The organism is Aldersonia kunmingensis (assembly GCF_001646865.1).
In the GTDB taxonomy this organism is placed as follows: domain Bacteria; phylum Actinomycetota; class Actinomycetes; order Mycobacteriales; family Mycobacteriaceae; genus Aldersonia; species Aldersonia kunmingensis.
The window spans coordinates 1-24498 of record NZ_LRRB01000250.1; the positions used below are offsets into that span (position 1 = coordinate 1).

Sequence of the window (24498 nt, forward strand, 5' to 3'; positions counted from 1 at the left end):
CCTGAATCGGGAACGCGCGCATCAGGTCGGGCGCGTGCCGGCCCCACATCCACTTGGCCAGGTCGTTCTTGTTGTCCCGGCGGAGCAGCCGCGCGAGTTCCAGATCGGAGTTGCGCGCGGCCACGAACTTCAGCAGATCGGGGGTGATCCGGCTGATGTCGAAGCGGGTGCGCAACGCTTCGGCCAAGGGAATGTCCACACCGTCGACGTCGATCCGGCGGTCGCCGTCCAGGCCGGTGGCCTCGAGCCAGCTGTCCACCGCGGCAAGGGTGTTGGTGGGGTACACGCCGAGCGAATCGCCCGCCGAGTACGTGACACCGGTGTCGGCGAGATCGAACCCGAACCGGCGCACCTCCTTGGTCGACTCGGAACTGGTGAGCACTTCGTTGCGCACGAGCGGCGCGAGCACGGGCTTCGCCCTGGTGCCGAGCGCGCCCGCAGTCTTCCGGGCCGGCGCGGCGGCGCGCGGCGTCACGACCTCGACCCTGGCCCGCGCAGGGGCCGGTGCGGTGAGGGTCGCTACGCCACCGACGGCAGGGCCTACCGGGGCCGGCGCTGTCGGAGCAGTCGGTGCCGAATCCTCGCCGCCGCGTTCCCGCAGCATGTCGATCATTTCGACGAGCCACGCGTCGGCCGGTGCGGAATCGTCGGGTTCGCATTCGACGCGGGGCTTCATCCGGCTCGCGCCGAGGCTCTCCAGCCGCGCATCGAGGTTCTTCGCGTGCCCGCAGAAGTTGTCGTAGGCGGGGTCGCCGAGTCCGAGCACAGCGAACCGGATGCCGTCGAGGCGCGGCGCGTCCTCGGCCTCGAGCTGCGACCAGAAGTCGGCACCGTTGTCCGGCGGCCCGCCGTCGCCGAACGTGCTGGTGACCACCAGCAACTCGCGGCAGCCGATCAGATCCGCCGGCCGGGCGTCGTCCATCCCCACGGTGCGGACCGCGATCGAGTTCTCAGCGAGTGTCGCCACAGCGTGCGCAGCGAACTCCTCGGCATTGCCAGTCTGCGAGGCCCAGAGCACCAGTACGCCCGGGGTTTCCGGCTCTGCTGCGGGCGCGTGTGCGGCCACCGCCGCGGCGTCGGCGCGGCTGAACATCCCGGCCAGGACGCCGTCCACCCACATCCGCATCGGCTTGCTCAGCGGTGCCGAGGCCGGAACGCTCGGCACGCCGACCGGATCGGCGCCGATCCCGGCCAACAGTCCGGCGAGATAGAACTTCTCGTTCTCGGTCGGGGTCGGCGGCATGAAGCCGGAGAGCCCGAGCATGCCGTGCAGGTCACCGGCTGCCGGCGCCGCCGGCAGGGCCACCGGCACATCGACCGGGCGCAACGAGACTGCGCACACCTTGAACTCGGGCTGCAACGACGCGGCGTCCGTCGCGTCGTTGGTGACCGCGTTGATGGTCAGGTACTCCCCGTGCTCGTCGTTCCAGTGGAACGGGGAAAAGCAGTTGCCGGGCCGCACCCGGTTGGTGACGACTGCGGGCAGCACGGCCCGGCCACGGCGGGATGCGATCTCCACCTCGACCCCCTCACGAATGCCGAGGCGCTCCGCGTCGTCGGGGTGGACTTCCACGAACGGCTTCGGGTTCAGCTTGTTGAGCTTGGCCACCTTGCCGGTCTTGGTCATGGTGTGCCATTGGTGTTGTAGCCGACCGGTATTCAGCACGATCGGGTATTCGTCGTCGGGCATCTCCCGCGCGTCCATGTGCGGCCGGGCGTAGAACACCGCGCGCCGGCTCGGCGTCGGGAACGCAAGGCGCGGGGTGTACCCGTCCTCGTCGACGAAGAGATCCTGACTGACCCCGTCGTTGAGGTACCGGATCGGGTGACGGTCGGTGCGGTCACCCGGAGGCGCGGGCCACTGCACCGGCTCGCGGCGCAGCCGCTCATAGCTGACACCGCGCAGGTCGTATCCCGTGCGCGGGTTGGAGAACCGGCGGATCTCCTCGAAGATCTCCTCGCTCGTCTTGTAGGAGAACGCCTCCGCGAAACCGAGCGCGCACGCGACATCCGCAATCAGCTGCCAATCCGGCCGGGCGTCGCCGGGCGCCTGCGTCGACTGCTGCAGCAGGGTCATGTTCCGTTCGGAGTTGACCATCACCGCGTCGGCTTCCGACCACAGGGTCGCGGGCAGCAGGATGTCGGCGTAGGCGTTTGTCGCGGTCTCGGTGTAGGCGTCCTGGGCGATAACCAGGTCGGCCTGTTCCAGCCCGTTGATGACGATCTTCCGATTTGCCACGGAGGCAACGGGGTTCGTGCAGATGATCCAGCACGCCTTGATCTCGCCGGCACCGAGCCGATCGAACAGTTCGATGGTGCCCGGGCCGACATCGCTGCGGATGCTGCCCGGCTCGAGTCCCCATTCCGCTTCGCAGAATTCGCGGTCGTCGGCCGACAGCACCGCGCGCTGACCTGGCAGGCCGGGGCCCATGTAGCCCATCTCGCGCCCGCCCATCGCGTTCGGCTGGCCGGTGAGCGACATCGGCCCGCTGCCCGGCTTGCAGATCGCGCCGGTCGCGAGGTGCAGATTGCAGATCGCGTTGGTGCTCCACGTGCCGTGCGTGGACTGGTTCAGGCCCATCGTCCAGCACGAGATCCACGACTTCGACTGCGCGATCAACTGCGCGGCAGTGCGGATGTCGTCCTCGGCGAGACCGGTGATCTCGGCGACCCGCTCCGGCGTGTAGTCGGAAAGGAATTCCGGGAGAGCTTCGAAGCCCTCGGTGTGCTCGGCGATGAACTCCTCGTCGATTTCGCCCGACTCGACGAGCAGGTGCAGCAGTCCGTTCAGCAGCGCAAGGTCGGTGCCCGGCTTGATCTGCAGGAACAGATCGGCCTTCTCCGCGGTGGTGGTGCGGCGCGGGTCCACGACAATGAGCTTTGCGCCCGCCTTGAGCCGGTCGGCCATCCGCAGAAACAGGATCGGGTGGCAATCGGCCATATTCGAGCCGATAACGAAGAACAGGTCGGTGATGTCGAAGTCGGCGTAGGACCCGGGCGGGCCGTCGGCGCCGAGCGACTGCTTGTAGCCGGTGCCTGCGCTGGCCATGCAGAGCCGGGAGTTCGACTCGATGTGCACGGTGCGCAGGTAGCCCTTGGCAAGCTTGTTGGACAGGTACTGCGCCTCGATCGACATCTGCCCGGAGACGTACAGCGCGACCGCGTCGGGACCGTGCGTGTCGACGATGTCGCGGATCCGGCGAGCCGCCTCGGCGACCGCATCGTCCACCGGGACGGGCGTCGGAACGCCGCCACGCTGGGTACGGATATGCGCGGTGGTCATCCTGCCGTCAACCGCGGCCATCAGTTCCGCATGCGTCGCGCCTTTGGTGCACAGCCGACCGAAGTTGGTCGGATGCAGCTTGTCACCGCTTACCTTCGCGATGAGCGGGTTGCCCGCGGGCCCCGGCGTGGTCTCGACCACAACACCGCATCCCACGCCGCAGTAGCTGCATGCGGTGCGGGTCTTCGCTGTCGTCCCCGTTGTCTCGACCATCGCCACCGATGATTGCGGCGGCGCGTTCCGCTTGATCGACAACGACGTTATCGTCGTGTCACGGCTGGCTCACTTTTGTAACAGGTAATGACGTGAGGAACCGGAAAGCGCAGGTCAGGGCTTGGTTGCGCGGTGTAGCCCGACGATGCCGCCAGTGAGATTCCGCCACTGTGTCCCCGACCACCCATTGGCGTCGATCCGGTCGGCGAGACGGCGCTGATCGGGCCACGCACGGATCGATTCGGCCAGGTAGACGTAGGCATCGGGGTTGCTCGACACCCGGCGCGCCACCTGCGGCAGCGCCTTCATCAGATATTCGAGGTACACCGTCCGGAACGGCCTGAACACCGGGGTGGAGAACTCGCACACGACCAGGCGCCCGCCGGGCTTGGTGACCCGAGCCATCTCGCGCAGACCGGCCTCGAAATCGTGGACATTGCGCAGCCCGAACGAGATCGTCACCGCATCGAAAACGCCGTCGGCGAACGGCAGCGCCATCGCGTCGCCTGCGACCATCGGGACGGGACGCGAACGCCCGGCCGCGAGCATGCCCTTGGAGAAGTCGGTGGCCACGCACCACGCGCCGGATTTCTGCAGCTCAACGGTGGAAACTCCGGTGCCTGCGGCGAGGTCGAGAACCTTCTCGCCGGGCTTGAGATCGAGCGCTTTACGGGTGGCGTGCCGCCAGTAGCGGTCCTGTCCCATGGAGATCACCGTGTTGGTGATGTCGTACCGCTTGGCGACCCCGTCGAACATCGACGCGACCTCGTGCGGAGCCTTTTCCAGTGACGCGCGCGAACCCTTGGCTTCGATCACCGGTCGACCGTACCCGTCCCCTTGGTCAGGCCGACCGGGAGTCCCGGCCACGCTCGCCACCGATCACGGCGGCATAGTGCCCGAGCAATTCGTCGCATATCGCGGGCCAGCTTCGCCGCAGGACCGAGCGGCGTGCGGCGGCCGCGAAGCGGGCCCGCAGGGCCGCGTCGGTGAGCGGACCGATGGCACCGGGCAGCAGCTCCGCGAAGCGCTGCGGATCGAGCAGGTAACCGGTGCGGCAGTGCCCGATCAGGTCGCGCGGGCCGCCGGCGTCGGGCGCGATCGCCGGCACCCCACTCGCCAGCGCCTCCTGCACTGCCTGGCAGAAGGTTTCGTGCTCGCCGGGGTGGATGAAGACGTCGAGGCTCGCGTAGGCCTGGGCAAGTGCGTCGCCGCCGAGCTGACCGGTGAATACCGCCGACGGCATGAGCCGCTCGAGCCGCGTCCGGTCTGGTCCGTCGCCGACGACAACGAGCTGCAACCGCGGGTCGGCCGCAAGGACGGCGAGCCGTTCAACATGCTTTTCCGGAGCGAGCCGGCCTACGAAGCCGACGATCAGCCGGCCATTGGGCGCCCAGAAGTTACGCAATTCGGCCCGGCGAGCATGCGGACCGAACCTGTCGAGATCCACACCGCGGCCCCAGCGGTGCACCCGCGGGATCCGGTGCCGCTCGAGGTCCGCCACGGCCGCGGTGCTCGGTGCGAGTGTCCGTGCGGCGCGCGTATGGATGCGACGGGTCCACGCCCATGCCGCGCGGCTGGTCACACCCAGCCCGTAGCTGGCCGCGAACCCTGCAACGTCGGTCTGGAAGACCGCTATCGCTGGCACATCGAGGCGCAGCGACGACGAAAGACCACCCGCGCCCAGCAGAAACGGCGACGCGAGATGCACGACGTCCGGATCGAATTCGCGCAACGCCGAGGTCATCCGCGGCTGCGGCAGCCCGATCGGCAACGAGTTGACCTTGGGCACCATCACCGCCGGGAACCGGTGGACCGGGACGCCTCGGTACCCCGGCCGCAGCGCCTCGCCGCCGGGCTGTCCCGGCGCGAGCACGATCGCCTCGTGCCCGCAGCGCTCGAGATGAGCGAGCACATGCAGCACCGAGTTCGTCACGCCGTTCATATTCGGCAGGAACGATTCCGCGACTATTGCCACCCGCACGGACCCGAGTGTGACCGGCGTGAGGTCACCGATGCGAACAGCCGGGTGACGGGTCGGCGAAGTTCAGGCGAAGGATTCGGGTGAGGGTCCGCCAGCGATTCGGCGCTCGCGCCGGTGCCGCATTCTGCGCTCGAGGTAGAGGGCCGGTATGGCGATTGCCCACACGACCACGATCACCGAGGCGGTCGGGAGGATCGCGACCCGCGCATCGCGGCCGGCGACGCGAACCAGGTCCGGATCCGCGCGGAAGTACTCGACGTCGATGCGCTGACCCGCGGTGAGGTTCGTCGGGTAGAGCACCCCTAGCTCGGGGTTGTGCGTCACGCCGTCCGGTGTCACGAAGCTGACCGCCGAGCGCAACTTGCCCGCCGAAAGCACCTCGGCAGTCGCCTTGCCCATGTCGCTTTCGATCTTGGCGTCGTCGCGCCACGCGGCGAGCAGCAGCAGTATCGACAGCACCGTGATGGTGATCGCCGCGATGTAGATACTGAGCCGGACCCGGTTGCGCTGCTGAGGAACTGGAGTTTCTTTGGACACCGGCGTCTCGTCCGACGTCGGCGTTTCGTTTGACACGACAGGCTCCAGCGCGGGTTCGGTCACAGCCGGGCCCGCACCGCGGCGTGCAGCTCGCGCAGTCCTGAGCGTTCGGTGGCCACCTCGAGCACCCGCACGCCGCCGGCCGGCAACTTCAGTTCGACCGCGAGTTCGGCGGGATCGACCAGTGCGTGTGGGATCCGGTACGCGCTGCACAGCGCGGCGAGATCCATGCCGTGCGGTGTCCCGAATACCCGCTCGAAGACACCCGCGTACTGCGGGTCGCCCTGTTCGAGCAGTTCGAAGATGCCACCGCCATCGTCGTTGGCCACCACGATCGTCAGATCGTCGGGCCGCGGCTCACCCGCACCGATCAGCAACCCGGCCGCGTCGTGCAGGAAGGTGAGGTCGCCGATCAGCGCGATCGTGCGGCCGTCGTGGTGCAACGCCGCGCCGACGGCCGTCGACACAGTGCCGTCGATGCCCGCGACACCGCGGTTCGACAGCACCTTCACCCCCGGCTTCGGGTGGCTCACCAGGGCGGCGTCGCGCACCGGGTTGGAGGCACCGAGCAGTAGCTGATCGCCCTCGCGCAGCGCGTCCATCACCACGGCCGCGACATGCAGACCGGTGGGCTTGGGATGCGCGGCGAGTTCGTCACGGACCGCGCGGTCGGCACCCTCGCTGATCCGTGCGCAGCGCGTCAGCCAGGCCTCGCGCGGCTCACCGGTGATGACCGCGCGGGTACCGGTGCCAACGACGTTGCCGGAGACGTCGGGCCAACGGGGCCCGGTGGTGAGGGCGTAGACCGCTACGGCCGGATCTGCGAGCAGCTTGGCCACCGGGCGGTGCAGCGTGGGACGGCCGGTGATGATCGCCTGCCGCGGTTCGAGCAGCGGCAGGACGAGCGGGTGCAGCGCCGGGCCATGCAGCGGAGCCGTCGGCTCGGCCACGGTCGGCAGATGGGCCAGCTCGGGACGGTAGGCCGCGCCGTGACCGGAGATGACCACGGTGTCCGGGGTCAGGTCGATCTCGAGCGGGACATCGAGGGTGGCGTGCGCGGTGGACGTCCACGGTGCGCCTTCGGGCCGGCCGGACGGTGTCCCCGCGCCGGGGTGCAGATCCGGCACGAGCGGCTCGCGCAGCGGGATGTCGAAGTGGACCGGGCCCGCATTGCCGGAGCGCGTGCCGCGCGCGGCGGCGAGCACGCGGCAGACCGCCGAGCGCCACTTGCTGTTCTGTTCGCGGCCGTGTTCGTCGCGATCGTCCTCTGCGAGTCCCAGGCTTATCGTCGCGCGCACCTGCGTGCCGAACAGGCCGAGCTGTTCGATCGTCTGGTTCGCGCCGGTGCCGAGCATCTCGTAGGGGCGGTTGGCCGACAGCACGACCAGCGGCACACGCGCGTAGTTCGCCTCGAGAACCGCCGGGCCGAGGTTAGCCACCGCGGTACCCGAGGTCATCACGACGGGAACCGGCTGCCCGCTCGCGATGGAAAGTCCAATCGCGAGGAATCCGGCAGTCCGCTCGTCGATGCGCATGTGCAACCGGACGCGTCCGTCGACATCGGCCTGCTGCAGCGCGAACGCCAGCGGCGCGTTGCGCGAGCCGGGGCACAGCACCACCTCGCGCACGCCGCCGCGAATCAGTTCATCGACGACGACAGTGGCCTGAGCGGTGGACGGATTCACCTCACCAGATTGTCAGAACCGCGGAGAAATTCGTGCAGCGCTCTCTTATTAGGTTTTGCTAACCTAATCGCGACTTGTTTCGGATGAGCGAGGAATCGATGGCCAAACGCAGTAAGTACGTCAAGCCCGAAGAGCCCACCCTGCTGCGCGCGCATGTTCTCGCCAGCAAGCAGGTGAGCCCGAACTTCGTGCGCGTGACAGTGGGCGGCGAGGAGCTGAGCAGCTTCACCGCAATGGGTTTCGACCAGTGGTTCAGGCTGTTCGTCAAGAAGCCCGGACAGGCCGAACTTCGCCTTCCCACGCAGACCAGCCTGCTTTGGTACGCGCAGTACCTCATGATGGGCGCGGAGAAACCCCTCTGCCGCAACTTCACGGTCCGCGAATACCGCTCGGCCGAAGCCGCGCTACACGGCGCCGGCCCGGAGATCGACATCGACTTCGTCTCGCACGGCGATGCGAGCCCGGCGTCGGCATGGGCCAACTCGGTGAGCCCCGGCGATGAGCTCGGCATGCTCGATGAGGGCCTGATCTACAACCCCGAGCCCGCGGCCGACTGGCAGCTTTTCGTTGGCGACGAGAGCGCACTCCCCGCAATTCTCGGCATCCTCCGGTCGGCCGATCGGGGCCTTCGCGGCGAGGCTTTCATCGAAATTCCGCACGCGGATGACGCGCAGGAGGTGGATGCACCCGAGGGTGTGAACTTGCACTGGCTGGTCCGCACCGATTCGCACGCGCGCGCCGGAAAGCTTGCGCTGGACGCGGTGACGGCGGCAACGCTGCCCACCGGACGCGGCTACGCGTTCCTGGCCGGAGAAAAGGATCTCGCCACCGGCCTGCGCCGCCTGCTGGTCAACGAGCGGGGTTTCGCAAAGGAGGACATCTCCTTCACTGGCTTCTGGCGGTTCGGTAAGGCCCAGGGCTGAGCCTTCACCCCCTCCAGAGACAACTGCGCGCGGCGTGTGCGACTCCCTAACGGGAGATCAGCACAGCCGCGCGTCGTTGTTTCTGGACTAGCTTGCGTGCTTCTCGATCACGTCGCCCAGACGGGGCAGCGCTTCCACGACGTTCTTCTTGGCTCCGGAACGCATCGTCGAGTACACCGGCTTGACACCCTGCTGGCTGGTGTTGGCGACCTTGGCGTCGACCACCTCGAGCAGCTCTTCGGCGACCTGGTCGCCGCGATCCGCAAGGAATGCACCGAATCCGGTACCGGCAGCGCCGTATTCGCTCCAGTGCTTGTCGAGCTTGTCGACGAACGCGGGCAGCAACGAATCGAGCGCGTCGGACACCAGACCGGACTTAATCTTGTTTACTGCTCCGTAGCCCGCCTTCACGGCGAGGCCAGTAGCGCCGCGCTTCTCTTCGACCTCGGCGTCAATGACACCCACCGCAGCCTTCAGGAACGCTTCGCGACCCGACCCGAGCAGCGCGTCGTGCAAAGTGGTTACAGCGACCACCGAACTCCTCCGAACACCGTTGTTGGGGACCTCGAGAACGAGGCTATTGACCGTTGAACTGTACAAGCGAAAAGCAACGCCTGATACGTGTGGTCCACCACTCTTGTCGATCTTGTGGCGCGCTCAGACGACGTAGCAGGTCAGGGTCAGGTTCCACCGAATTCACCTGTACGGCACCGGCACTCATGAGTTGCCCAGCCGAGACATCGCGCTCGAAAAAGCCACCGGTTCCGAGCCCGCACGCGAGCCTCAGATCCGGCAGCGCGGCGGCCGCGGCCAGCCCCGCAGCGATCCCCACCGCCGAGTCCAATGCACTCGAGACGACCAGATCCGCGCCCATCCCGCGCAATTGCTCCGCCAGCGCGATCGTTGCCCGCATGCCGCCCAAAGGCGCGACCTTCACCACCGCGACATCCAGACCGCCGACCCGTGCGACCCGCAACGGATCGTTTGCCCGGCGTATGCTCTCGTCCGCGGCGATCCGCACCTCGGGCATCCGGCTGCGCAACTCGACGAGTTCGTCCACGCTCGCGCACGGCTGCTCGGCGTACTGCAATGCGCCCGACTCGGTCAGCGCCCGCAGCGCCGCTTCGGCCTGCCCGACGCTCCAACCGCCGTTCGCATCGACCCGCACATGCGCGATATGTGCTCGTACCGCCTCGACCCGCGCGACATCGTCGGCGAGGGACTGACCGGGCTCGGCGACCTTCACCTTGGCGGTGTCCGCACCCGGAAAGCGGGCCAGGATTTCCGGCACCCTCGCCGCGTCGATCGCGGGCACCGTGGCATTGACCGGAACCGAGGACCGCAGCGCAGGCGGAGGCCCCTGCCAGGCCGATTCGATCGCAGAGGCCAGCCAGTTCGCGGACTCGGCGTCGTCGTACTCGAGGAAAGGCCCGAACTCGCCCCAACCGGCCGGGCCGCGCAGTAACGCCACCTCCCGGGTGGTGATGCCGCGGAAACGGACGCGCATCGGTAACTGCAGGACGTGGAGATCGGCGAGCACATCGGTCAGCGGTGGCAGCTCGAACACTCAGACATTGTTGCGCCCAGCCAAGCCGGGTTCGGCTCCGAATCGTTTATGCACCGAACTTTTCGGGAAGGAACAGGGCATGAAGAAGGTCGTTCGCGCCGCAGCCGTTGTCGTCGGCGTGGGCGCCGTCGTCGTACTGATCGGGGTGATCGCGGCCCTGTGCCTGCCGGCCACCGCGAAGGCGCAACCCACGCCACTGCGCCCAGTGGCCGGTCTCGAGCTCGATCGCTACCTCGGCCGCTGGCATCAACTCGCCGCGATCCCGCAGCCGTTCAGCCTCGTCTGTGCGCGCGATACAACCGCCGACTACGGGCTGACGCCGAACGGCGTTATCTCGGTGCGCAACAACTGCACCACGTGGGCGAACACCCCGAATTCGATCACCGGCAGCGCCCAGGTGCTCGATCCGGTGACCAAGGCGCAACTGCGCGTGAGCTTCCCGTTCGGGTCGCCCGACCCGGTCGGGGTGCCGAACTACATCGTCACCGCCATCGCGCCGGACTACAGCTGGGCGCTCGTGGGCGATCCAACGCGATTCTCGGGATTCCTGCTCTCCCGGACACCCGCGTTCACCGCGGAACAGTGGCAATCCGCGCGAGCCGCGATTGCCGCCGCGGGCTACAACGGCTGCTTCTTCCTCACCTCGCCGACGACTGGTGGCCGCGGGGATATCACCCCGCTGTGCTGACTGAATTGGCCTGTTGATGGATGGGCGGCTGTGGATAGCGCACACCCATCTCGGGCCGTGAACGGAAGATTTGTTGCGTTAGACGGGGTGAACGCTTCCGTTCACTCCGGACGCACGAAACTGGCTCAGGGCTGGTGCGGCAGCAGCTGCACCATGAGCGCGTCGCAGTCCGCGAGCAACTTGCCCGACGTATCGGTGAGCTTCGCGCTGACGAAGCTCTTGCGCCCGTCGACGCTGTCGAGCTGACCCTCCACCACGAGCGGGGTGTACAGCGGGGTCACCGCGCGGTAGTTGATGTGCAGGTAGGCCGTGCGGCTGATCGGGCGGCCCGACGCATGCACGATGACGCCGAACAGGTCGTCGAACAGCAGCGGCAGTACACCGCCGTGCACCGCGGCGTTGCCGCCGAGGTGGTAGCGGGTGAACATGCCCGTGCTGCGGACGCCCTCTGGGCCGAACTTCTCCCAGGTCCACGGCAACATCAGCAGGCTTCCACGGCCGGGCAGCCTGGGCAGCCGGCCCGCCGGGCCGACACCCTCGGGCGCCTCGTAGGGGGTGAGGAGCTCGGAAAGCTCCTGCGCAAGTGAACGGGCCTTCTCCACCACGTCGTCGGGGGCATCGATCGAGACCGCGAGATCCTGAACGCGACGCATCTCCGCTACGAACTCGCCGAACGCCTCGGGGGCCTCGACAGCGGCGGTGTACTTGGGAAAACCGCCGTGATGCTCGTACGAGTCGTCCTTCGGCGCATGCGGCGGGCGCTGCGGCGCGTTTTCGGTCATACCAGTCACGTTAACGGTGATCAGGAATCCCGCGACGCCCGACCCACAAACCGACCGCTTCTACCGCCTGCGCACCGCCGCGACGGCGGCGTCGGCACGAGCCTGCTCGCGCGCGAAGAGCAACCCGTAGGTGAACCCGTTCGCGCCGCCCGCATCCGCGCTCCGCGTCGCCGCGCGCCACAGCGTCTCGGCGGCGACGACGCTGTCCTGATGGTCGCCGAGGTGGGTCTGAATCTTCTTGTACCGCTTGACGAGCCGCTTCGCCTTCTTGTTCCCGAGCAGACCGTCGCCGAGCTCGGCGGCATAACGCGCGCGCTTCGCGGACTTACGTGCGCTGTGCAGCGCCTCGTCGTCGTCCGACTTCAGCGCCGCGGCGAGCCGTTTGTCGGCCTTGCGCGTCGCCTTGCTGACCGCCGCGCGCAACTTCTTGCCGCCGACGCCCGCGGCGATCGGCGGCTGGGCCGCCCACGCGGTGACCACCTCGAGCAGCGCGGTGTAGCGGGCAGTGGTCATCGCCTTGGTCACCACCTCGCGGGCCCGCAACTGCTCGCCGAGCAGATGCGCATCGAGGTCGGCGGCGACCGAGCCGAGCACATGCTCCGGCGGCAGTGCGGCGATGTCGTCGGCGAAGTGTGCCCGCTGCACCTGCCGGTCCCGCACCTCGCCGAGCAGCCCGGCGAAGAGCTTCAGCTCCTGCTCGAAGTCAGCCGGAGCATCGAGCAAGTCCCCGAAAACGCGCATGGTGCTACGCAATCGGCGGATCGCGACGCGGGTCTTGTGGATCGGATCGATACCGCGGCGCAGGGCCACGTCACCCCGCAGGATCTCCTCGGCCTGGGTCGAGATGTACTCGGCGAGCGCGCGCGCCGCGCGGGCGCCGTCGAAGGATCCGTTCGTGGAACCGAGCACCTTGACCAATTTCGACGACGCGGACGACACCTCTGCACCGGCGGCGAGCATGGACTCACGGACATCGTCGAGCACCGTGGGCGCCGCGGCAGCCAGTTCCACCTCGACCTCGCGCCAGCGCAACGACGCACCGCCGCTCCGCAGGTCCTCGGCCTCCACGCGATCGTCGGCGACCTCCAGAAGTAGGTCGCCGTCGGCGCCGAGGATGCGATCGATACCGCGCTCGGTCGTCATCCGGACAACCGGTTCGAGCGGCTGGCGCAAACGAACGCCCTCAACCACATCGAGCAGCGCGGCCGGAATCTGCTCGCCGTCACCGAGCGGTTCCTGCAACTCGACTCGGGCGTTACCTTCCGGCACCTTCAGCTGCCAGCCCTCGTCCGAGCCGCCGATCCGTCGGCGCAGCAACAGCCCGCGGGCACGCAGCGCGCCATCGGCGGTATCGAAGTAGGTGTTCTCGAGTCGCACATGGACGGCCTCGCCGTGCGTTCCTGCAACGACAGCGGTCAGGTCGGGGACGGCAAAATCCGCGTCGACGTCGTACTTGTCCTCGCGCTCGAGATACTCGGCCATGCCGACAGCATTTCCCCTACTGGACGAATCGACAAGTGCTCCAGGAATCGGGCGGACGCGTCAGGCGACGAGCCACAGACGACGGCGCACAACGCGTTTCATGTCCTCGACAACACCGAGCGGGAGCCCGCGCGGCGGCAGGCTCTTCAACGCGACATCCAGTTCACGGAAGAAATCAGCTTCATCGACCCCGAAAACGTCGCGGATCTCGGTGGCCGGTCCGCCACCGAGGCTGTACCAGCGCAGTTCGAACTCGACCATTCGTTCGTGGTCATCGGGCCCCATTGCCACCATGACTGTTCCTTCCGTCACACAGTGCCGGCACACCATAGCGTTACAACCAGGTTAAGAGAAAAATCGGACAGCGCTCGAGCCGCCTTCTCGACTATCGTCATCAGCTACACCCAGGCAGGGCACAGCCGATCGGCGCTGTGCGGGGGGCCTCCGATGCTGTAGGTGAGACGGATCGGCGGGAGGCGTCGTGGACGAAACCTCTTCGGTTGCAGCACCACTCATCGATGCCGCGGAGACCCTGGCCCGTCGGCTGACTGCCGATCAGCCTGCACTGCTTCGGCACCTGTGCGGGGTCGCAGCACATGCCACCGCGCTCGCGCCCACCGTGGCACCCGACGAACGCGAATCGCTCATCGCCGCGGCCTGGTTGCACGACATCGGCAAGGTGCCCGCGCTGCGCGATACCGGCATGCACTCGATCGACGGCGCTCGATACCTGCGCCGGGAGGGCTGGCCGCCCCACGTTTGCGATCTGGTCGCCTACCACTCGGGCAGCCGATTCGTCGCGGAGCTGCGCGGGCTCACCGCAGAACTGTGCGAGTTCGACGACTCCGACGAGGCCGTGACCGATGCGCTCACGGCGGCCGACCAGACCACCGGCCAGAACGGCGCCGACGTCGAGCTCGACGAGCGCATGGCCGACATGCTCGCCCGGCATAGCCCGGATTCGCCGAGCGTGCTCGTCCACCCGGTGCGCGAGGTCTACCTGCGTGCGGCAACCGATCGGGTGCATGCGCGCGCCGCCGGGCTGAAGGTGGGCGGGTCGTAGTCTCGGGGCGTGACCTTCAACCCCGACCTCTGGCGCCCGGTTCCCGGCTTCGAGAACCTCACCGACATCACCTACCACCGGCATGTGGACGTTCCCGTGCTGCGCGTGGCCTTCGACCGGCCCGAGGTGCGCAACGCGTTCCGGCCGCACACCGTCGACGAGCTCTACCGGACGCTCGACGATGCTCGGATGGCCGCAGACGTCGGCGCGGTGCTGCTCACCGGCAACGGCCCGAGCCCGAAGGATGGCGGCTGGGCGTTCTGCTCCGGTGGCGATCAGCGCATCCGCGGCCGCTCGGGCTACCAGTACGCCTCGGGTGACACCGCGGACACGGTCGACAAGGCACGTGCCGGACGGCTGCACATCCTCGAGGTCCAGCGCCTGATCCGCACCATGCCGAAGGTCGTCATGTGTCTCGTGAACGGCTGGGCCGCCGGCGGCGGACACAGCCTGCACGTGGTGTGCGACCTGACCCTGGCCAGCCGCGAGCACGCCCGCTTCAAGCAGACCGATGCCGACGTGGGCAGCTTCGACGGCGGGTTCGGCAGCGCCTACCTCGCGAAAATGGTCGGGCAGAAGTTCGCCCGCGAGATCTTCTTCCTCGGTGAGACCTACACCGCCGAGGACATGCACCGGATGGGTGCGGTCAACAAGGTGGTCGATCACGACGAGCTCGAGAACGTCGCCATCGAGTGGGCCCGGACCATTAACGGCAAGTCGCCACAGGCGCAGCGGATGCTCAAGTACGCGTTCAACCTCACCGACGACGGGCTCGTGGGCCAGCAGCTGTTCGCGGGCGAGGCCACCCGGATGGCATACATGACCGACGAGGCCGTCGAGGGCCGCGATTCGTTCCTGCAGAAGCGCGAGCCGGATTGGTCGCGCTATCCCTGGTACTTCTGATCGCTCGCGCATGTGCCGCTCGAATCGTCACTTCGATTCGAGCGGCAAACCGCACGCTCCCGGGTAGACATAAGCGATGGAGATCCTCAGCAGCCGGACGCTCCTGCGGCCCGCAGACTACGAGCGCACGCTGACCTTCTATCGCGACGCACTCGGCCTCGCGATCGCCCGCGAGTACCCGGGCGGGACGGTTTTCTTCGCGGGGCAGGGCCAGATCGAGATCGCGGCCCATGGCGGCAGCGGGAAGCAGTCGTCGTTCGAGGGCGCGTTCTGGCTCCAGGTGCGCGACATCACTGCCGCGCAGGCAGAGCTCGAACGCAACGGCATCGACATCGTCCGGCCGGCGAAGCAGGAGCCGTGGGGTTTGTACGAGATGTGGGTCACAGACCCCGACGGTGTCGCAATAGTGCTGGTGGAGGTCCCGCCCGACCACCCGATCCGCCGCGATACGCGCGAGTCCGACTCAGCCTGAACGGACCTCACGCCCGCAAACTTCGAGCCCATCGAGAGCGGAGAGATTTGAGTGCCGAAACGACACGCTGCTAACGTCCGCGAACGGTTTGGTTTTAGCCGAGCGAGTGTGCACACTCCATGACTGTGAGCGCAGAGTTCCTCATTCTGGCCATCGTCGTCGTGACGGCCTTGGCGTTCGACTTCACGAACGGCTTTCACGACACCGCGAACGCGATGGCAACCTCGATTGCGACGGGGGCGCTCCGGCCGCGAGCCGCGGTCACTTTGTCGGCGTTCCTCAATCTCCTCGGCGCCTTTCTCTCCGTTGAGGTCGCGGCAACTGTCGCCAAGGGCATCGTCAACCTCGGCGGTGTGGGCGGCGAGGACCTGCTCGTCATCGTTTTCGCCGGTTTGGTCGGCGGCATCCTGTGGAACCTGCTCACCTGGCTGTTCGGCCTGCCGTCGAGTTCCTCGCACGCACTGTTCGGCGGCCTGATCGGCGCCACCATCGCCGCGCTCGGCGCGAGCGGCGTCGAGTGGTCCGGCGTCATCAGCAAAATCATCATTCCCGCCGTGCTGGCCCCACCGGTCGCGGCGCTGGTCGCGATGATCGGCACCTGGGGCGTCTACCGAATCACGCACAAAATCGCCGAGAAGGACCGCGACAAGGGCTTCCGGTACGGCCAGATCGGTACCGCCTCGATGATCTCGCTGGCGCACGGCACGAACGACGCCCAGAAGACGATGGGCATTATCTTCCTCGCGCTCGTCGCCTACGGCTCCGTCGATGCCGACTCCACCATGCCGTTCTGGGTCAAGGTCGTGTGTGCGCTCGCGATCGCGCTGGGCACCTACCTTGGCGGCTGGCGAATCATCCGCACCCTCGGCAAGGGCCTGGTCGAGATCTCGTCGCCGCAGGGTTTCTCCGCCGACTCGAGCTCGGCCGCGATCATCCTGACCTCGAGCCATTTCGGGCTTCCGCTCTCAACGACACAGACCGCGACCGGCTCGATCCTCGGTAGCGGCCTCGGCAAGCCCGCGGGCGAGGTGCGCTGGCGCGTGCTCGGCCGAATGGGTGTCGCCTGGCTCCTCACGCTGCCCGCGGCCGGACTGGTTGGTGCGCTCTGCTGGGCGATCGCAAACGGCATCGGCGGACTTGCCGGTGTGATCGTGGTGTTCGCACTGCTGATCTTGGGTGCTACCACGATGTGGATGCGCTCACGCCGCAACCCGGTCGACACCACCAACGTCAACGAGGCCTGGGACGACGGCAGCCCGGCGCCGCTCGCGAACCCGCTCACCGCCGATCCCGGCGTAGAGGTTCCGAACGACGCGGCAGCCATCACGCCGCGGCCTGCCGGGACCGCGTCGGACGCAGGGAAGGGCTGAGAGGTCCTGCAATGGAGACCATTTCCAACACTCTCGACTCGCTCTGGCAGGTACTCGCCGTCGGCATCGCCTTCGGCGCAGGTGGGCCCTTGATGTTCGCGTTAGGACTCCGATTCCTCTACGCGCACAACGGCGAGATCGCCGCCGATGGCACGGTTAAACGCGATGTGCGCGGGACGATCCTCGCCGGCGTCTGCTTCGCCGTCGTGTTGATCACCGTCATCACGGGAATACTGTTCATCATGAAGAATTTTTTGGCCAACGACCTGGGCATTCATATCTTCTGACAAGCCTGGGACGTTCGCCGAAAGGGGCAATACTCGTGGCGCGCAATCCGATTAGTGCGGCCTTGGACTGGCTGCGCGGCGGCTATCCGGACGGTGTGCCGCGTGAGGACTACGTTGCGCTGCTCGCCGTGCTCCGGCACAAGCTGACTGAGGCCGAGGTCCGCGAGGTGGCGGCCTTGATCACCGCGGAGCGCGAGGCCGACAAACCCATCGACAGCGCCGAGATCGAGGCGACGATCGCCGAGCTATCCCTGCAGGAACCGTGCGACGAGGATGTCGCCCGCGTGCAGGCGCGCCTCGCCGCCGGTGGGTGGACACTCGCCGCCGCGCAGGAGGAGTGACGGCCTTGGCCATCGAACTGCCTCCCATCCTGAGCAATATCGTCGGCTGGTTGCGCGCTGGATACCCGCAGGGCGTGCCGGAAGCCGACTACATCCCGCTGCTCGCGATCCTCACCCGTCGGCTGTCCGACGAGGAAGTGCAGCAGATCACCGGGCGGCTCGTCGATATCGGTGTGCTGCCCGTCGAGAAGACCGACATCGGCGTAATGATCACCAAGGTCACCGACGAGATGCCGCTCGAGACCGATGTCCAGCGCGTGCGCAATCGCCTCGAATCCGGCGGTTGGCCGACCATCGGCATCAACGAGCCCAGTTGAGACGACGGCCGGCGTGACCGCTCTCCTGCGCGCGCTTCCGATTCCGTCCGGACAGCGCGTCCTCGACCTGCTGCCCACACTGCGCGATGTGCTGGACGGCACCGGTCCCGCCGTGCTCCCGGTGCCGGCGGACGATCCGCGCGAGACCGAGCGACTCGCCTCCGCATTGCGCCCCGGCGAGCCGATCGATGACGAAATCGCTGTCGTAGTCGCGACTTCGGGCACGACTGGCGTTCCGAAGGGCGCGCAGCTGAGTGCTGCCGCGCTGCGGGCCAGTGGTTCCGCGACACACAGCTTCCTCGGTGGACCAGGAGGCTGGCTGCTCGCCCTTCCCGCCCACCACATCGCCGGTTTGCAGGTGCTGCTGCGGTCCGTGCTCGCAGGCACCGAACCCGTTGTGCTCGACGTCTCCGGCGGGTTCGACCCCGCCGATCTCGTGCCTGGCATCGAGCGCATGACCGGGCCGCGTCGCTACACCTCCCTGGTGCCGACCCAGTTGGTGAAGGCCCTCGACGATCCCGCCGCCACCGCTGCGCTGGCTGACCTCGACGCGGTCTTGCTGGGCGGCGCCGCTACGCCGGTGCCGTTGCGCGAGCGGGCGGAGGCTGCCGGAATCACGATTGTGCGGACCTATGGCATGAGCGAGACGTGTGGCGGCTGCGTCTACAACGGGATCCCACTCGACGGGGTTCGGGTGCGCATCGCCGAGGACGGGCGGGTGCTGCTCGGCGGCACCGTCCTCGCCACCAGCTATCGCGGACTGCCGGACCACCCGGCATTCGCCCAGCCCGGCTGGTTCCGCACCGACGACGCGGGCGCAGTGCAGGACGGGGTCCTCAGCGTGCTTGGCCGCCTCGACGAGGCGATTTCCACCGGCGGGCTGACCGTGGTGCCGCAAGTCGTGGAGGCCGTCCTCACCACCCATCCCGGCGTGCGTGAATGCGCGATCGTGGGCCTGCCCGATGCCCGACTCGGCGAGCGGGTGGTCGCGGCGGTAGTCCCTACCGGCACCCCACCCACCCTCGATGAGCTGCGCAAACACGTCACAGACCAGCTGGACCCGACGGCCGCACCGCGGGAACTCCAACTGCTCGACGCGCTGCCGCTGCGCGGGCCGGGCAAGGTAGATCGGGTGGCCTTGCGAGCTGCGCTTGCAGCGCACGACGGCAACTGAAGCCCGGCGCAAGCGCGACGCAAGGGCCGTGCAAGACGGGGCATGCACTGTAGGTGTCATGACCAATCCAGCAATGCATCCGGCCGTCGAGGCCGACAGCCTGGTGAAGACCTTCGGGGAGCAGCGCGCGGTCGACGGAGTCAGCCTCACCGTGCCCACCGGGTCGGTGTACGGCGTGCTCGGCCCCAACGGCGCCGGCAAGACGACGACCATCCGCATGCTCGCCACCCTGCTTCGCCCGGACGCGGGCAGCGCACGAATCTTCGGCTACGACGTGGTGCGCGAGCCCACCGCCGTGCGCTCACTCGTCGGCGTCACCGGGCAGTACGCCTCCGTCGACGAAGACATGACCGCGACCGAGAACCTCGTGATCTTCTCCCGGCTGCTCGGCCTCAGCCGAACCGACGCCAAGCGCAAGTCCAACGAACTGCTCGAGGAATTCGACCTCGTCGAGGCAGCGAACAAGCCGCTGAAGAACTTCTCCGGCGGTATGCGTCGCCGGCTCGACCTCGCCGCGAGCCTGATCGCCGCACCCCCGCTGCTGTTCCTCGATGAGCCGACCACCGGCCTCGACCCGCGCACCCGCGCCCAGATGTGGGAGACGATCCGCCGCCTGGTGCGCGAGGGTTCGACCGTGCTGCTCACCACCCAGTACCTCGACGAGGCCGATCAGCTCGCCGACCGGATCGCGGTGATCGACCGCGGCCGCGTCATCGCCGATGGCACCGCCGACGAACTCAAAGCGTCCGTTGGTGTTTCGACGCTGCAGCTAACCCTCGTGGACCGGACTCAGACCGAAGCGGCTCGTCAGGTGATCGCCACCCAGCTCGGCACCGAGGTCGCCATCACGCCCGAGGCCGGCCGGCTGTCCGCGCCGATGAGCAATACGAGCATCACACCCGAGATCCTGATCCGGCTGCGCGACAACGATATTGCCGTCGACGAGATCACCGTGTCCAAGCCGAGCCTGGACGAGGTCTTCCTCACCCTTACCGGACACAGCGCCGAGGACGATGCCGAAACCGAACGGAGCGTCGCATGACAACTACAACCCTGACCACTCCCGCGCCCGTCGAGGCGCCCGCCCGGCCGGTCGCGACGAAGCGCATCAGCCTGCGCCAGTCGGTGGAGCACTCCTTCACGATGGCTTACCGCGGCATTCTCAAGATCAAGCACAACCCGGAACAGCTGTTCGACGTTACTCTGCAGCCGATCCTGTTCACGCTGATGTTCACCTACATTTTCGGCGGCGCGATCTCCGGCGACGTGCACAGCTACCTGCCGGTCATCATCCCCGGCATCCTCGTCCAGACGGTGATCATCACCTCTGTGGTCACCGGAACGCAGCTGCGCGAAGACATGGACAAGGGCGTCTTCGACCGGTTCAAGTCGTTACCGATCGCGCGGATCGCACCGCTGTCCGGTGCGCTGACCGCCGACATGGTCCGCTACGGCATTGCCACCGTGCTGACTTTCGTCATGGGCTTCATCATGGGTTACCGCCCCGACGGCGGCATCGTCGGCGTCGTCGCGGCCGGCCTGCTCGTCATCGGTTGCTCGTTCGCGACCAGCTGGATCTTCGCGCTGATGGGCGTGCTCATGAGCAAGGCTTCTGCGGTGCAGGGCGTTTCGATGCTGATCCTGTTCCCGCTGACCTTCATGTCGAGCGCGTTCGTGCCGGTCGAGACGATGCCCGGCTGGATGCAGGCGTTCGTCAACGTCAACCCGATCAGCCACCTGGTGTACGCGGTGCGTGACCTGGCAAACGACGGTCACATCGGCGCGCACTTCGGCTGGTCGATCCTTGGTGCCGGGATCATCATCGCGATCTTCGCGCCGCTGACCGTGCGGATGTACATGCGCAAGGCCTGACCGCCTGATCTACGGATGCCCGGCGAGCCCCAAGGGTTCGCCGGGCATTCTCGCGTTCCATGCCTCAAGAGTGCAAAACTTCGTCCCGGGCGCAAAACTTCGCCCCACGAACACAATTCGCCCCCGTTTGGCCCCGGCGACGGCGCCTCAGCGGAGCAGGTCGATGATCTCGTCCGCCGCGCGGCGGCGCGGCACTCCGGTCGCGGCCTGCAGCGCCGCGTTCACCGTCTCGTCCCCGAGCGATTCCCGAGCCAAGTCGAGGTACTTCGCGATCGACATCGACGGAAGGTCCTGCCGTGCCCGCGCATTCGCGGCAAGGGCGACCATTCGCAGCCCGCTCTCGGCGTCGATACCGGTCGCGATCCGGTAGCTTCCGATGGCCGCGCCGAGCGCTCCAATCTGCGGCAGGTCGGGGTATTTCGGCATCCAATCCAGGGCGAGCGCGGTGAGGTCGGCGACCGTCGTGCGGACCTTGTCCGCCTGGCCATGGCGTACATGCGCTCCGATCACCGCGCTCGCGTGCATCGTGACCGACGGCCCTGGGTTGGGCTGCATGGCAGCCGGCCAGCCGACAATCGCGAGCGCATTGCGGTACCCCGCAAGCCCGCGCTCGATGTTTCCGTCGGCGAGGTCGGCCTCGGCCAGGGTTGCCTGCACGCTCGCGAGCCGTTGGTTCGCTTCCCCGGTGACGGAAATACCGGAGCCGATGAGCCCGTCAGCGGCGCTGACGAATTCGGCAAGGTCGCGCCGGGCCTCTGCGACGCGACCCGACCCGATTAGCGACGCATTCAGGTACGCCCGGATCTCAACTCGTTCCTCGTGCGCGTGCAGGATCGCCGCGGAATCCGCCGCCCGCCGGTAGTACTCGACCGATTCCGCGTACTGCGCAGACTGCCCGTACAGGCTGCCGAGGTGCTGGCTCGCCATCGTGGTGGTCCACACGTCGTTGCCCTGTTCGGCAAGCACCAACGCGGCCAGCGCATCCCGGCGCGACAGGTAGGCGCCGCCGAAATTCTCGGCGAAGTTCGCCCGCGCGATGAGCGCCGCGATTCGGGTCGTTCGGTCCCCGGAGCGCACCTCCTCGGCGAGCAACCGGGCAGTGCCGAAGCCGTTCGGCGGCAGACACATCAACCGGCCGACAAAAAGCATCGCGCTGGAAATATCGGCACGCTCGCGCAACAGGCGCCGAATTCGGCTGCGCGCCAGTGCCGTTCCCCGAGTCCCGCGCCCGATGGCCATATGCAGACCGGCAAGCAGGTAGGCGAGGGTCAACAGGTCGCCCGGAATCTCGTCCCAATCCGCACCGCTTGGGTCTACGGCAAGCACCCGGATGGACCAGTTGTACACCTCGGAGTGCGCACCACGCATCGCCCACAGCGTGCCGAGTACCGGGAAAACGTGGTACGCCGTGCGCGCATCGCCCGTGGTAATTGCATTGCGCAGCACAGCAATTAGATTGTCGTGCTCGGCTTCGAGGAGATTCATGGCGCGAATCTGGTCGTCGATGACGAGGGTGGCCACCTCGGCCGCGCATGCGCATGCCCATTGCGCCATCCGCCGGGCCACCTCGTCGGCCTCGCCGTCCGGATCGGCTTCGAGGAGGTCGTCGCCGAACTCGCGCACGGTCTCGAGCATGTGATAGCGCAGCCCAGCGATTTCGGTCTCGTCGACGCCGAGCAGCGATTGATTCACGAGTCCGTCGAGGGCCGTTGCAATATCGTCGACCGCTCCCCATTCCGCCACCACCGCAGCGGATTCCAACGAGAAACCGGCCGGGAATCTGCACAGTCGACGCAGTGCGGCCTGTTGCGGCGGATCGAGCAGCCGCCAACTCCACTCGATCACTGCGCGCAGCGTGCGGTGCCGATCCGGCGAACTGCGATCGGCGCTGCGCAACAACACGAATCGATCGACGAGCCTGTTGTTGATCTCCTCGACCGACATGGCGCGCACCCGGGCGGCGGCAAGCTCGATGGCCAGCGGCAGACCGTCGAGAGTGCGGCACAGTCGGGCCACCTCGACCGGGTCGAGGCGTGCCGAGGGCCGCACCGCCAGCGCTCGTGCACGGAAGAGCTCGGTGGCCGGCGAACCCGCCTCATCGACCTCGAGCGGCGGCAACGGATACACGGTCTCGGCCGAAATCATCAGTGGCGAACGGCTTGTCGTCAGGACCGAGAGCGTCCCCGTCGCGGCGACCAGATCGGCGACCACCGTAGCGACCGCGTCCACCACTTGTTCGCAGTTGTCCAGGATCAGCAGCGTCGGGCGCAGCGACAGCGCGATCTTGAGCCGTTCGTAAGCGGTATGCAACTGCGCACGGACACGGGCGCCGGGCTGCAATTCGGTCTCGCTCAGCCCCAGTACCGAGCAGATCGACGCCACAACATCGTCACCGCTGCGCACCGAGGCAAGCTCAACCAGAACAACGTGGCGCTGATCGGACAGCCGCAGCCCGATTTCGTTGGCCACCCTGGTCTTTCCGGTGCCGCCGGGTCCCAGGATTGTCGTCACCCGCGCCCGGTCCACCGACACCTCTATGGCCGCAAGGTCGGCATCGCGCCCGAGCAATACGTTCGGTGCCGCGCGCAGCCCGATCGCCGCGGGCGGGCGCTCAATCGGTCGAGTCTCGGTCTCGCCCCGCAGGATTCGCGTGTTGAGTTCCACCAGCGCTGCGCCCGGATCGGTGCCGAGCTGATCGGCGAGCCGTTCGCGCAGCGCGGCGAAAACATCGAGCGCTTCGTTGCCGCGGCCGAGTTCGGCAAGTACGCGCATCAGGTCGAGGTGGGCCGGTTCGTCGAGCGGGCTGCGATCCGACCGCACGCGCACGAGTGGCAGCGCAGCGTCGAAGTCGCCGATCGTCGTGAGCGCGTCGATCTGCAGATCCGCCAGCGCCTCGAAGCACGCCTGAGCTTGGCGGGATAGGTCGCGCGCGGGTTCGCCATCGGGAAGGTCGGCACCTGGTTCGCCGCGCCATAGCGTCCGGGCACGCGCCACGGCCGCGAGACAACCTCGCGAATCCCCCGACTCGGTTGCGCGCCGCGCATCGCGGGCGAGGCTTCGCGCGAGCGTCAGATCGACCTCGCCCTCACCGAGGGCCAGCCGGTAACCGGCCGGGCCGGCTTCCAGCGCACCCTCGGGCAGCGCGGCCCGCAGCCGTGACACCTGCGTGTGCAGTGCGTTCATCGGCGAACGCGGCGGCGAGTCACCCCACACGTCGTCGATCAATCCCTGTGCGCTGCGGCTCTGTCCGGGCCGGCAGGCGAGCGCAGCAATCAGGCTGCGGGCCCGCGCACCCGGAAGCGGCACAAGCTCGCCATTGCGGCGCGTGCACACCTCACCGAGCAGAGCCACCACAACCGGTGCGTTCACGGACTCCGCCAGGTCGCTTCCCGCCGCGGCTGACTGTATGGACACGATGCTCCGAATCGTATTCGCGGGCCGGGCGATGCTGCCACCCGCCGCGTCGAGGTGTCCGATATGTCGCAACATATGCGGGCGACCAGCGAGTTCCGGTCGCGCGCGATGCTCGCCCTGGGCATGGCCGGTCATCGTGGAAGG

General features: G+C 67.7%; 23 protein-coding genes. 12 read left to right on the plus strand and 11 right to left on the minus strand.

The annotated features are described in order from the left end of the window. The 5 genes from A8G08_RS19210 to menD form a co-directional block, all read right to left on the minus strand. Window positions 1–3496 (minus strand): bifunctional nitrate reductase/sulfite reductase flavoprotein subunit alpha (locus A8G08_RS19210; RefSeq protein ID WP_084436556.1); only part of this gene is annotated, 3496 nt, incomplete at its 3' end. Window positions 3497–3610: 114 nt separating this feature from the next. Next, the gene (locus tag A8G08_RS19215) at window positions 3611–4309 is read right to left on the minus strand and encodes a demethylmenaquinone methyltransferase (protein ID WP_281182167.1); all 699 of its coding nucleotides are present in this window, start codon (window positions 4307–4309) and stop codon (window positions 3611–3613) included. 28 nt (window positions 4310–4337) lie between these two features. Further along, on the minus strand, window positions 4338–5477 hold the full coding sequence (locus A8G08_RS19220; protein ID WP_084436549.1) for a glycosyltransferase family 4 protein: 1140 nt from the start codon (window positions 5475–5477) through the stop codon (window positions 4338–4340). A gap of 63 nt (window positions 5478–5540) precedes the next feature. Then, window positions 5541–5963, minus strand: coding sequence for a DUF3592 domain-containing protein (locus A8G08_RS19225; protein WP_425394583.1), 423 nt, complete (start codon window positions 5961–5963; stop codon window positions 5541–5543). Window positions 5964–6073: 110 nt separating this feature from the next. After that, window positions 6074–7699, minus strand: a complete 1626-nt coding sequence (gene menD, locus A8G08_RS19230; RefSeq protein WP_068277768.1) for a 2-succinyl-5-enolpyruvyl-6-hydroxy-3-cyclohexene-1-carboxylic-acid synthase — start codon at window positions 7697–7699, stop codon at window positions 6074–6076. Window positions 7700–7797: 98 nt separating this feature from the next. Between menD and A8G08_RS19235 the strand changes: the two genes are divergently transcribed. Further along, window positions 7798–8622 carry a siderophore-interacting protein gene (locus A8G08_RS19235; RefSeq protein ID WP_068277859.1) on the plus strand — a complete coding sequence of 275 codons (825 nt, stop codon included), beginning with the start codon at window positions 7798–7800 and terminating at the stop codon, window positions 8620–8622. 87 nt (window positions 8623–8709) lie between these two features. Here the strand turns inward: A8G08_RS19235 and A8G08_RS19240 are convergent, their stop codons facing one another. After that, window positions 8710–9156 (minus strand): DUF6918 family protein, encoded by a 447-nt coding sequence (locus tag A8G08_RS19240; RefSeq protein ID WP_245672903.1) that lies wholly within the window; start codon window positions 9154–9156, stop codon window positions 8710–8712. 43 nt (window positions 9157–9199) lie between these two features. After that, entirely contained in the window at window positions 9200–10189 is a 990-nt protein-coding gene (locus A8G08_RS19245) for an o-succinylbenzoate synthase (RefSeq protein ID WP_157108670.1), read from the minus strand. Window positions 10190–10268: 79 nt separating this feature from the next. On the opposite strand from A8G08_RS19245, the gene A8G08_RS19250 reads away from it, so the two are divergent. Then, window positions 10269–10877: a lipocalin family protein gene (locus A8G08_RS19250; protein WP_068277772.1), complete on the plus strand. Its 609-nt coding sequence runs from the start codon at window positions 10269–10271 to the stop codon at window positions 10875–10877. Window positions 10878–11002: 125 nt separating this feature from the next. Here A8G08_RS19250 and A8G08_RS19255 read toward each other — a convergent pair whose 3' ends face one another. Genes A8G08_RS19255 through A8G08_RS19265 form a run of 3 tightly spaced genes read right to left on the minus strand, consistent with a single transcriptional unit; the run spans window position 11003 to window position 13435 of the window. Continuing rightward, window positions 11003–11659: a PaaI family thioesterase gene (locus A8G08_RS19255; protein ID WP_068277775.1), complete on the minus strand. Its 657-nt coding sequence runs from the start codon at window positions 11657–11659 to the stop codon at window positions 11003–11005. Between the two features lie 60 nt (window positions 11660–11719). Further along, window positions 11720–13141 (minus strand): CYTH and CHAD domain-containing protein, encoded by a 1422-nt coding sequence (locus A8G08_RS19260; RefSeq protein WP_068277778.1) that lies wholly within the window; start codon window positions 13139–13141, stop codon window positions 11720–11722. Window positions 13142–13201: 60 nt separating this feature from the next. Continuing rightward, entirely contained in the window at window positions 13202–13435 is a 234-nt protein-coding gene (locus tag A8G08_RS19265) for a hypothetical protein (RefSeq protein WP_245672904.1), read from the minus strand. A 187-nt stretch (window positions 13436–13622) separates the two neighbouring features. Between A8G08_RS19265 and A8G08_RS19270 the strand changes: the two genes are divergently transcribed. The 10 genes from A8G08_RS19270 (at window position 13623) to A8G08_RS19315 (ending at window position 20940) form a co-directional block, all read left to right on the plus strand. After that, window positions 13623–14204, plus strand: a complete 582-nt coding sequence (locus A8G08_RS19270; protein ID WP_068277781.1) for an HD domain-containing protein — start codon at window positions 13623–13625, stop codon at window positions 14202–14204. A gap of 9 nt (window positions 14205–14213) precedes the next feature. Next, window positions 14214–15107, plus strand: coding sequence for a 1,4-dihydroxy-2-naphthoyl-CoA synthase (locus tag A8G08_RS19275; protein WP_068277784.1), 894 nt, complete (start codon window positions 14214–14216; stop codon window positions 15105–15107). Window positions 15108–15183: 76 nt separating this feature from the next. After that, window positions 15184–15579, plus strand: coding sequence for a VOC family protein (locus tag A8G08_RS19280; RefSeq protein ID WP_068277788.1), 396 nt, complete (start codon window positions 15184–15186; stop codon window positions 15577–15579). A gap of 125 nt (window positions 15580–15704) precedes the next feature. After that, entirely contained in the window at window positions 15705–16949 is a 1245-nt protein-coding gene (locus tag A8G08_RS19285) for an inorganic phosphate transporter (protein WP_068277868.1), read from the plus strand. Between the two features lie 11 nt (window positions 16950–16960). Next, window positions 16961–17236, plus strand: coding sequence for a hypothetical protein (locus tag A8G08_RS19290; protein ID WP_068277791.1), 276 nt, complete (start codon window positions 16961–16963; stop codon window positions 17234–17236). 35 nt (window positions 17237–17271) lie between these two features. Beyond that, a complete protein-coding gene (locus tag A8G08_RS19295) occupies window positions 17272–17577 on the plus strand; it encodes a DUF3349 domain-containing protein (RefSeq protein ID WP_068277793.1) in 306 nt (101 codons plus the stop codon). An 11-nt stretch (window positions 17578–17588) separates the two neighbouring features. Further along, entirely contained in the window at window positions 17589–17894 is a 306-nt protein-coding gene (locus A8G08_RS19300) for a DUF3349 domain-containing protein (RefSeq protein ID WP_068277870.1), read from the plus strand. 13 nt (window positions 17895–17907) lie between these two features. Further along, window positions 17908–19068, plus strand: a complete 1161-nt coding sequence (menE, locus tag A8G08_RS19305) for an o-succinylbenzoate--CoA ligase (protein ID WP_068277796.1) — start codon at window positions 17908–17910, stop codon at window positions 19066–19068. A 58-nt stretch (window positions 19069–19126) separates the two neighbouring features. Continuing rightward, entirely contained in the window at window positions 19127–20110 is a 984-nt protein-coding gene (locus tag A8G08_RS19310) for an ATP-binding cassette domain-containing protein (protein WP_068277799.1), read from the plus strand. Beyond that, on the plus strand, window positions 20107–20940 hold the full coding sequence (locus A8G08_RS19315) for an ABC transporter permease (protein WP_068277802.1): 834 nt from the start codon (window positions 20107–20109) through the stop codon (window positions 20938–20940). Before A8G08_RS19310 ends, A8G08_RS19315 begins: the two co-directional genes overlap by 4 nt. A gap of 147 nt (window positions 20941–21087) precedes the next feature. On the opposite strand, the gene A8G08_RS19320 is transcribed toward A8G08_RS19315, so the two are convergent. Further along, window positions 21088–24354, minus strand: coding sequence for an AfsR/SARP family transcriptional regulator (locus A8G08_RS19320; RefSeq protein WP_245672905.1), 3267 nt, complete (start codon window positions 24352–24354; stop codon window positions 21088–21090). Between the last annotated feature and the right edge of the window lie 144 nt (window positions 24355–24498).

Bases quoted from the DNA above. Each gene is read 5' to 3' on its own strand.
- A8G08_RS19235 (WP_068277859.1), top strand. From the start codon at position 7,798: ATGGCCAAACGCAGTAAGTACGTCAAGCCCGAAGAGCCCACCCTGCTG.
- A8G08_RS19310 (WP_068277799.1), top strand. From the start codon at position 19,127: ATGACCAATCCAGCAATGCATCCGGCCGTCGAGGCCGACAGCCTGGTG.
- A8G08_RS19250 (WP_068277772.1), top strand. From the start codon at position 10,269: ATGAAGAAGGTCGTTCGCGCCGCAGCCGTTGTCGTCGGCGTGGGCGCC.
- A8G08_RS19280 (WP_068277788.1), top strand. From the start codon at position 15,184: ATGGAGATCCTCAGCAGCCGGACGCTCCTGCGGCCCGCAGACTACGAG.
- A8G08_RS19265 (WP_245672904.1), bottom strand. From the start codon at position 13,435: ATGGTGGCAATGGGGCCCGATGACCACGAACGAATGGTCGAGTTCGAA.
- A8G08_RS19255 (WP_068277775.1), bottom strand. From the start codon at position 11,659: ATGACCGAAAACGCGCCGCAGCGCCCGCCGCATGCGCCGAAGGACGAC.
- A8G08_RS19290 (WP_068277791.1), top strand. From the start codon at position 16,961: ATGGAGACCATTTCCAACACTCTCGACTCGCTCTGGCAGGTACTCGCC.
- A8G08_RS19315 (WP_068277802.1), top strand. From the start codon at position 20,107: ATGACAACTACAACCCTGACCACTCCCGCGCCCGTCGAGGCGCCCGCC.
- A8G08_RS19260 (WP_068277778.1), bottom strand. From the start codon at position 13,141: ATGGCCGAGTATCTCGAGCGCGAGGACAAGTACGACGTCGACGCGGAT.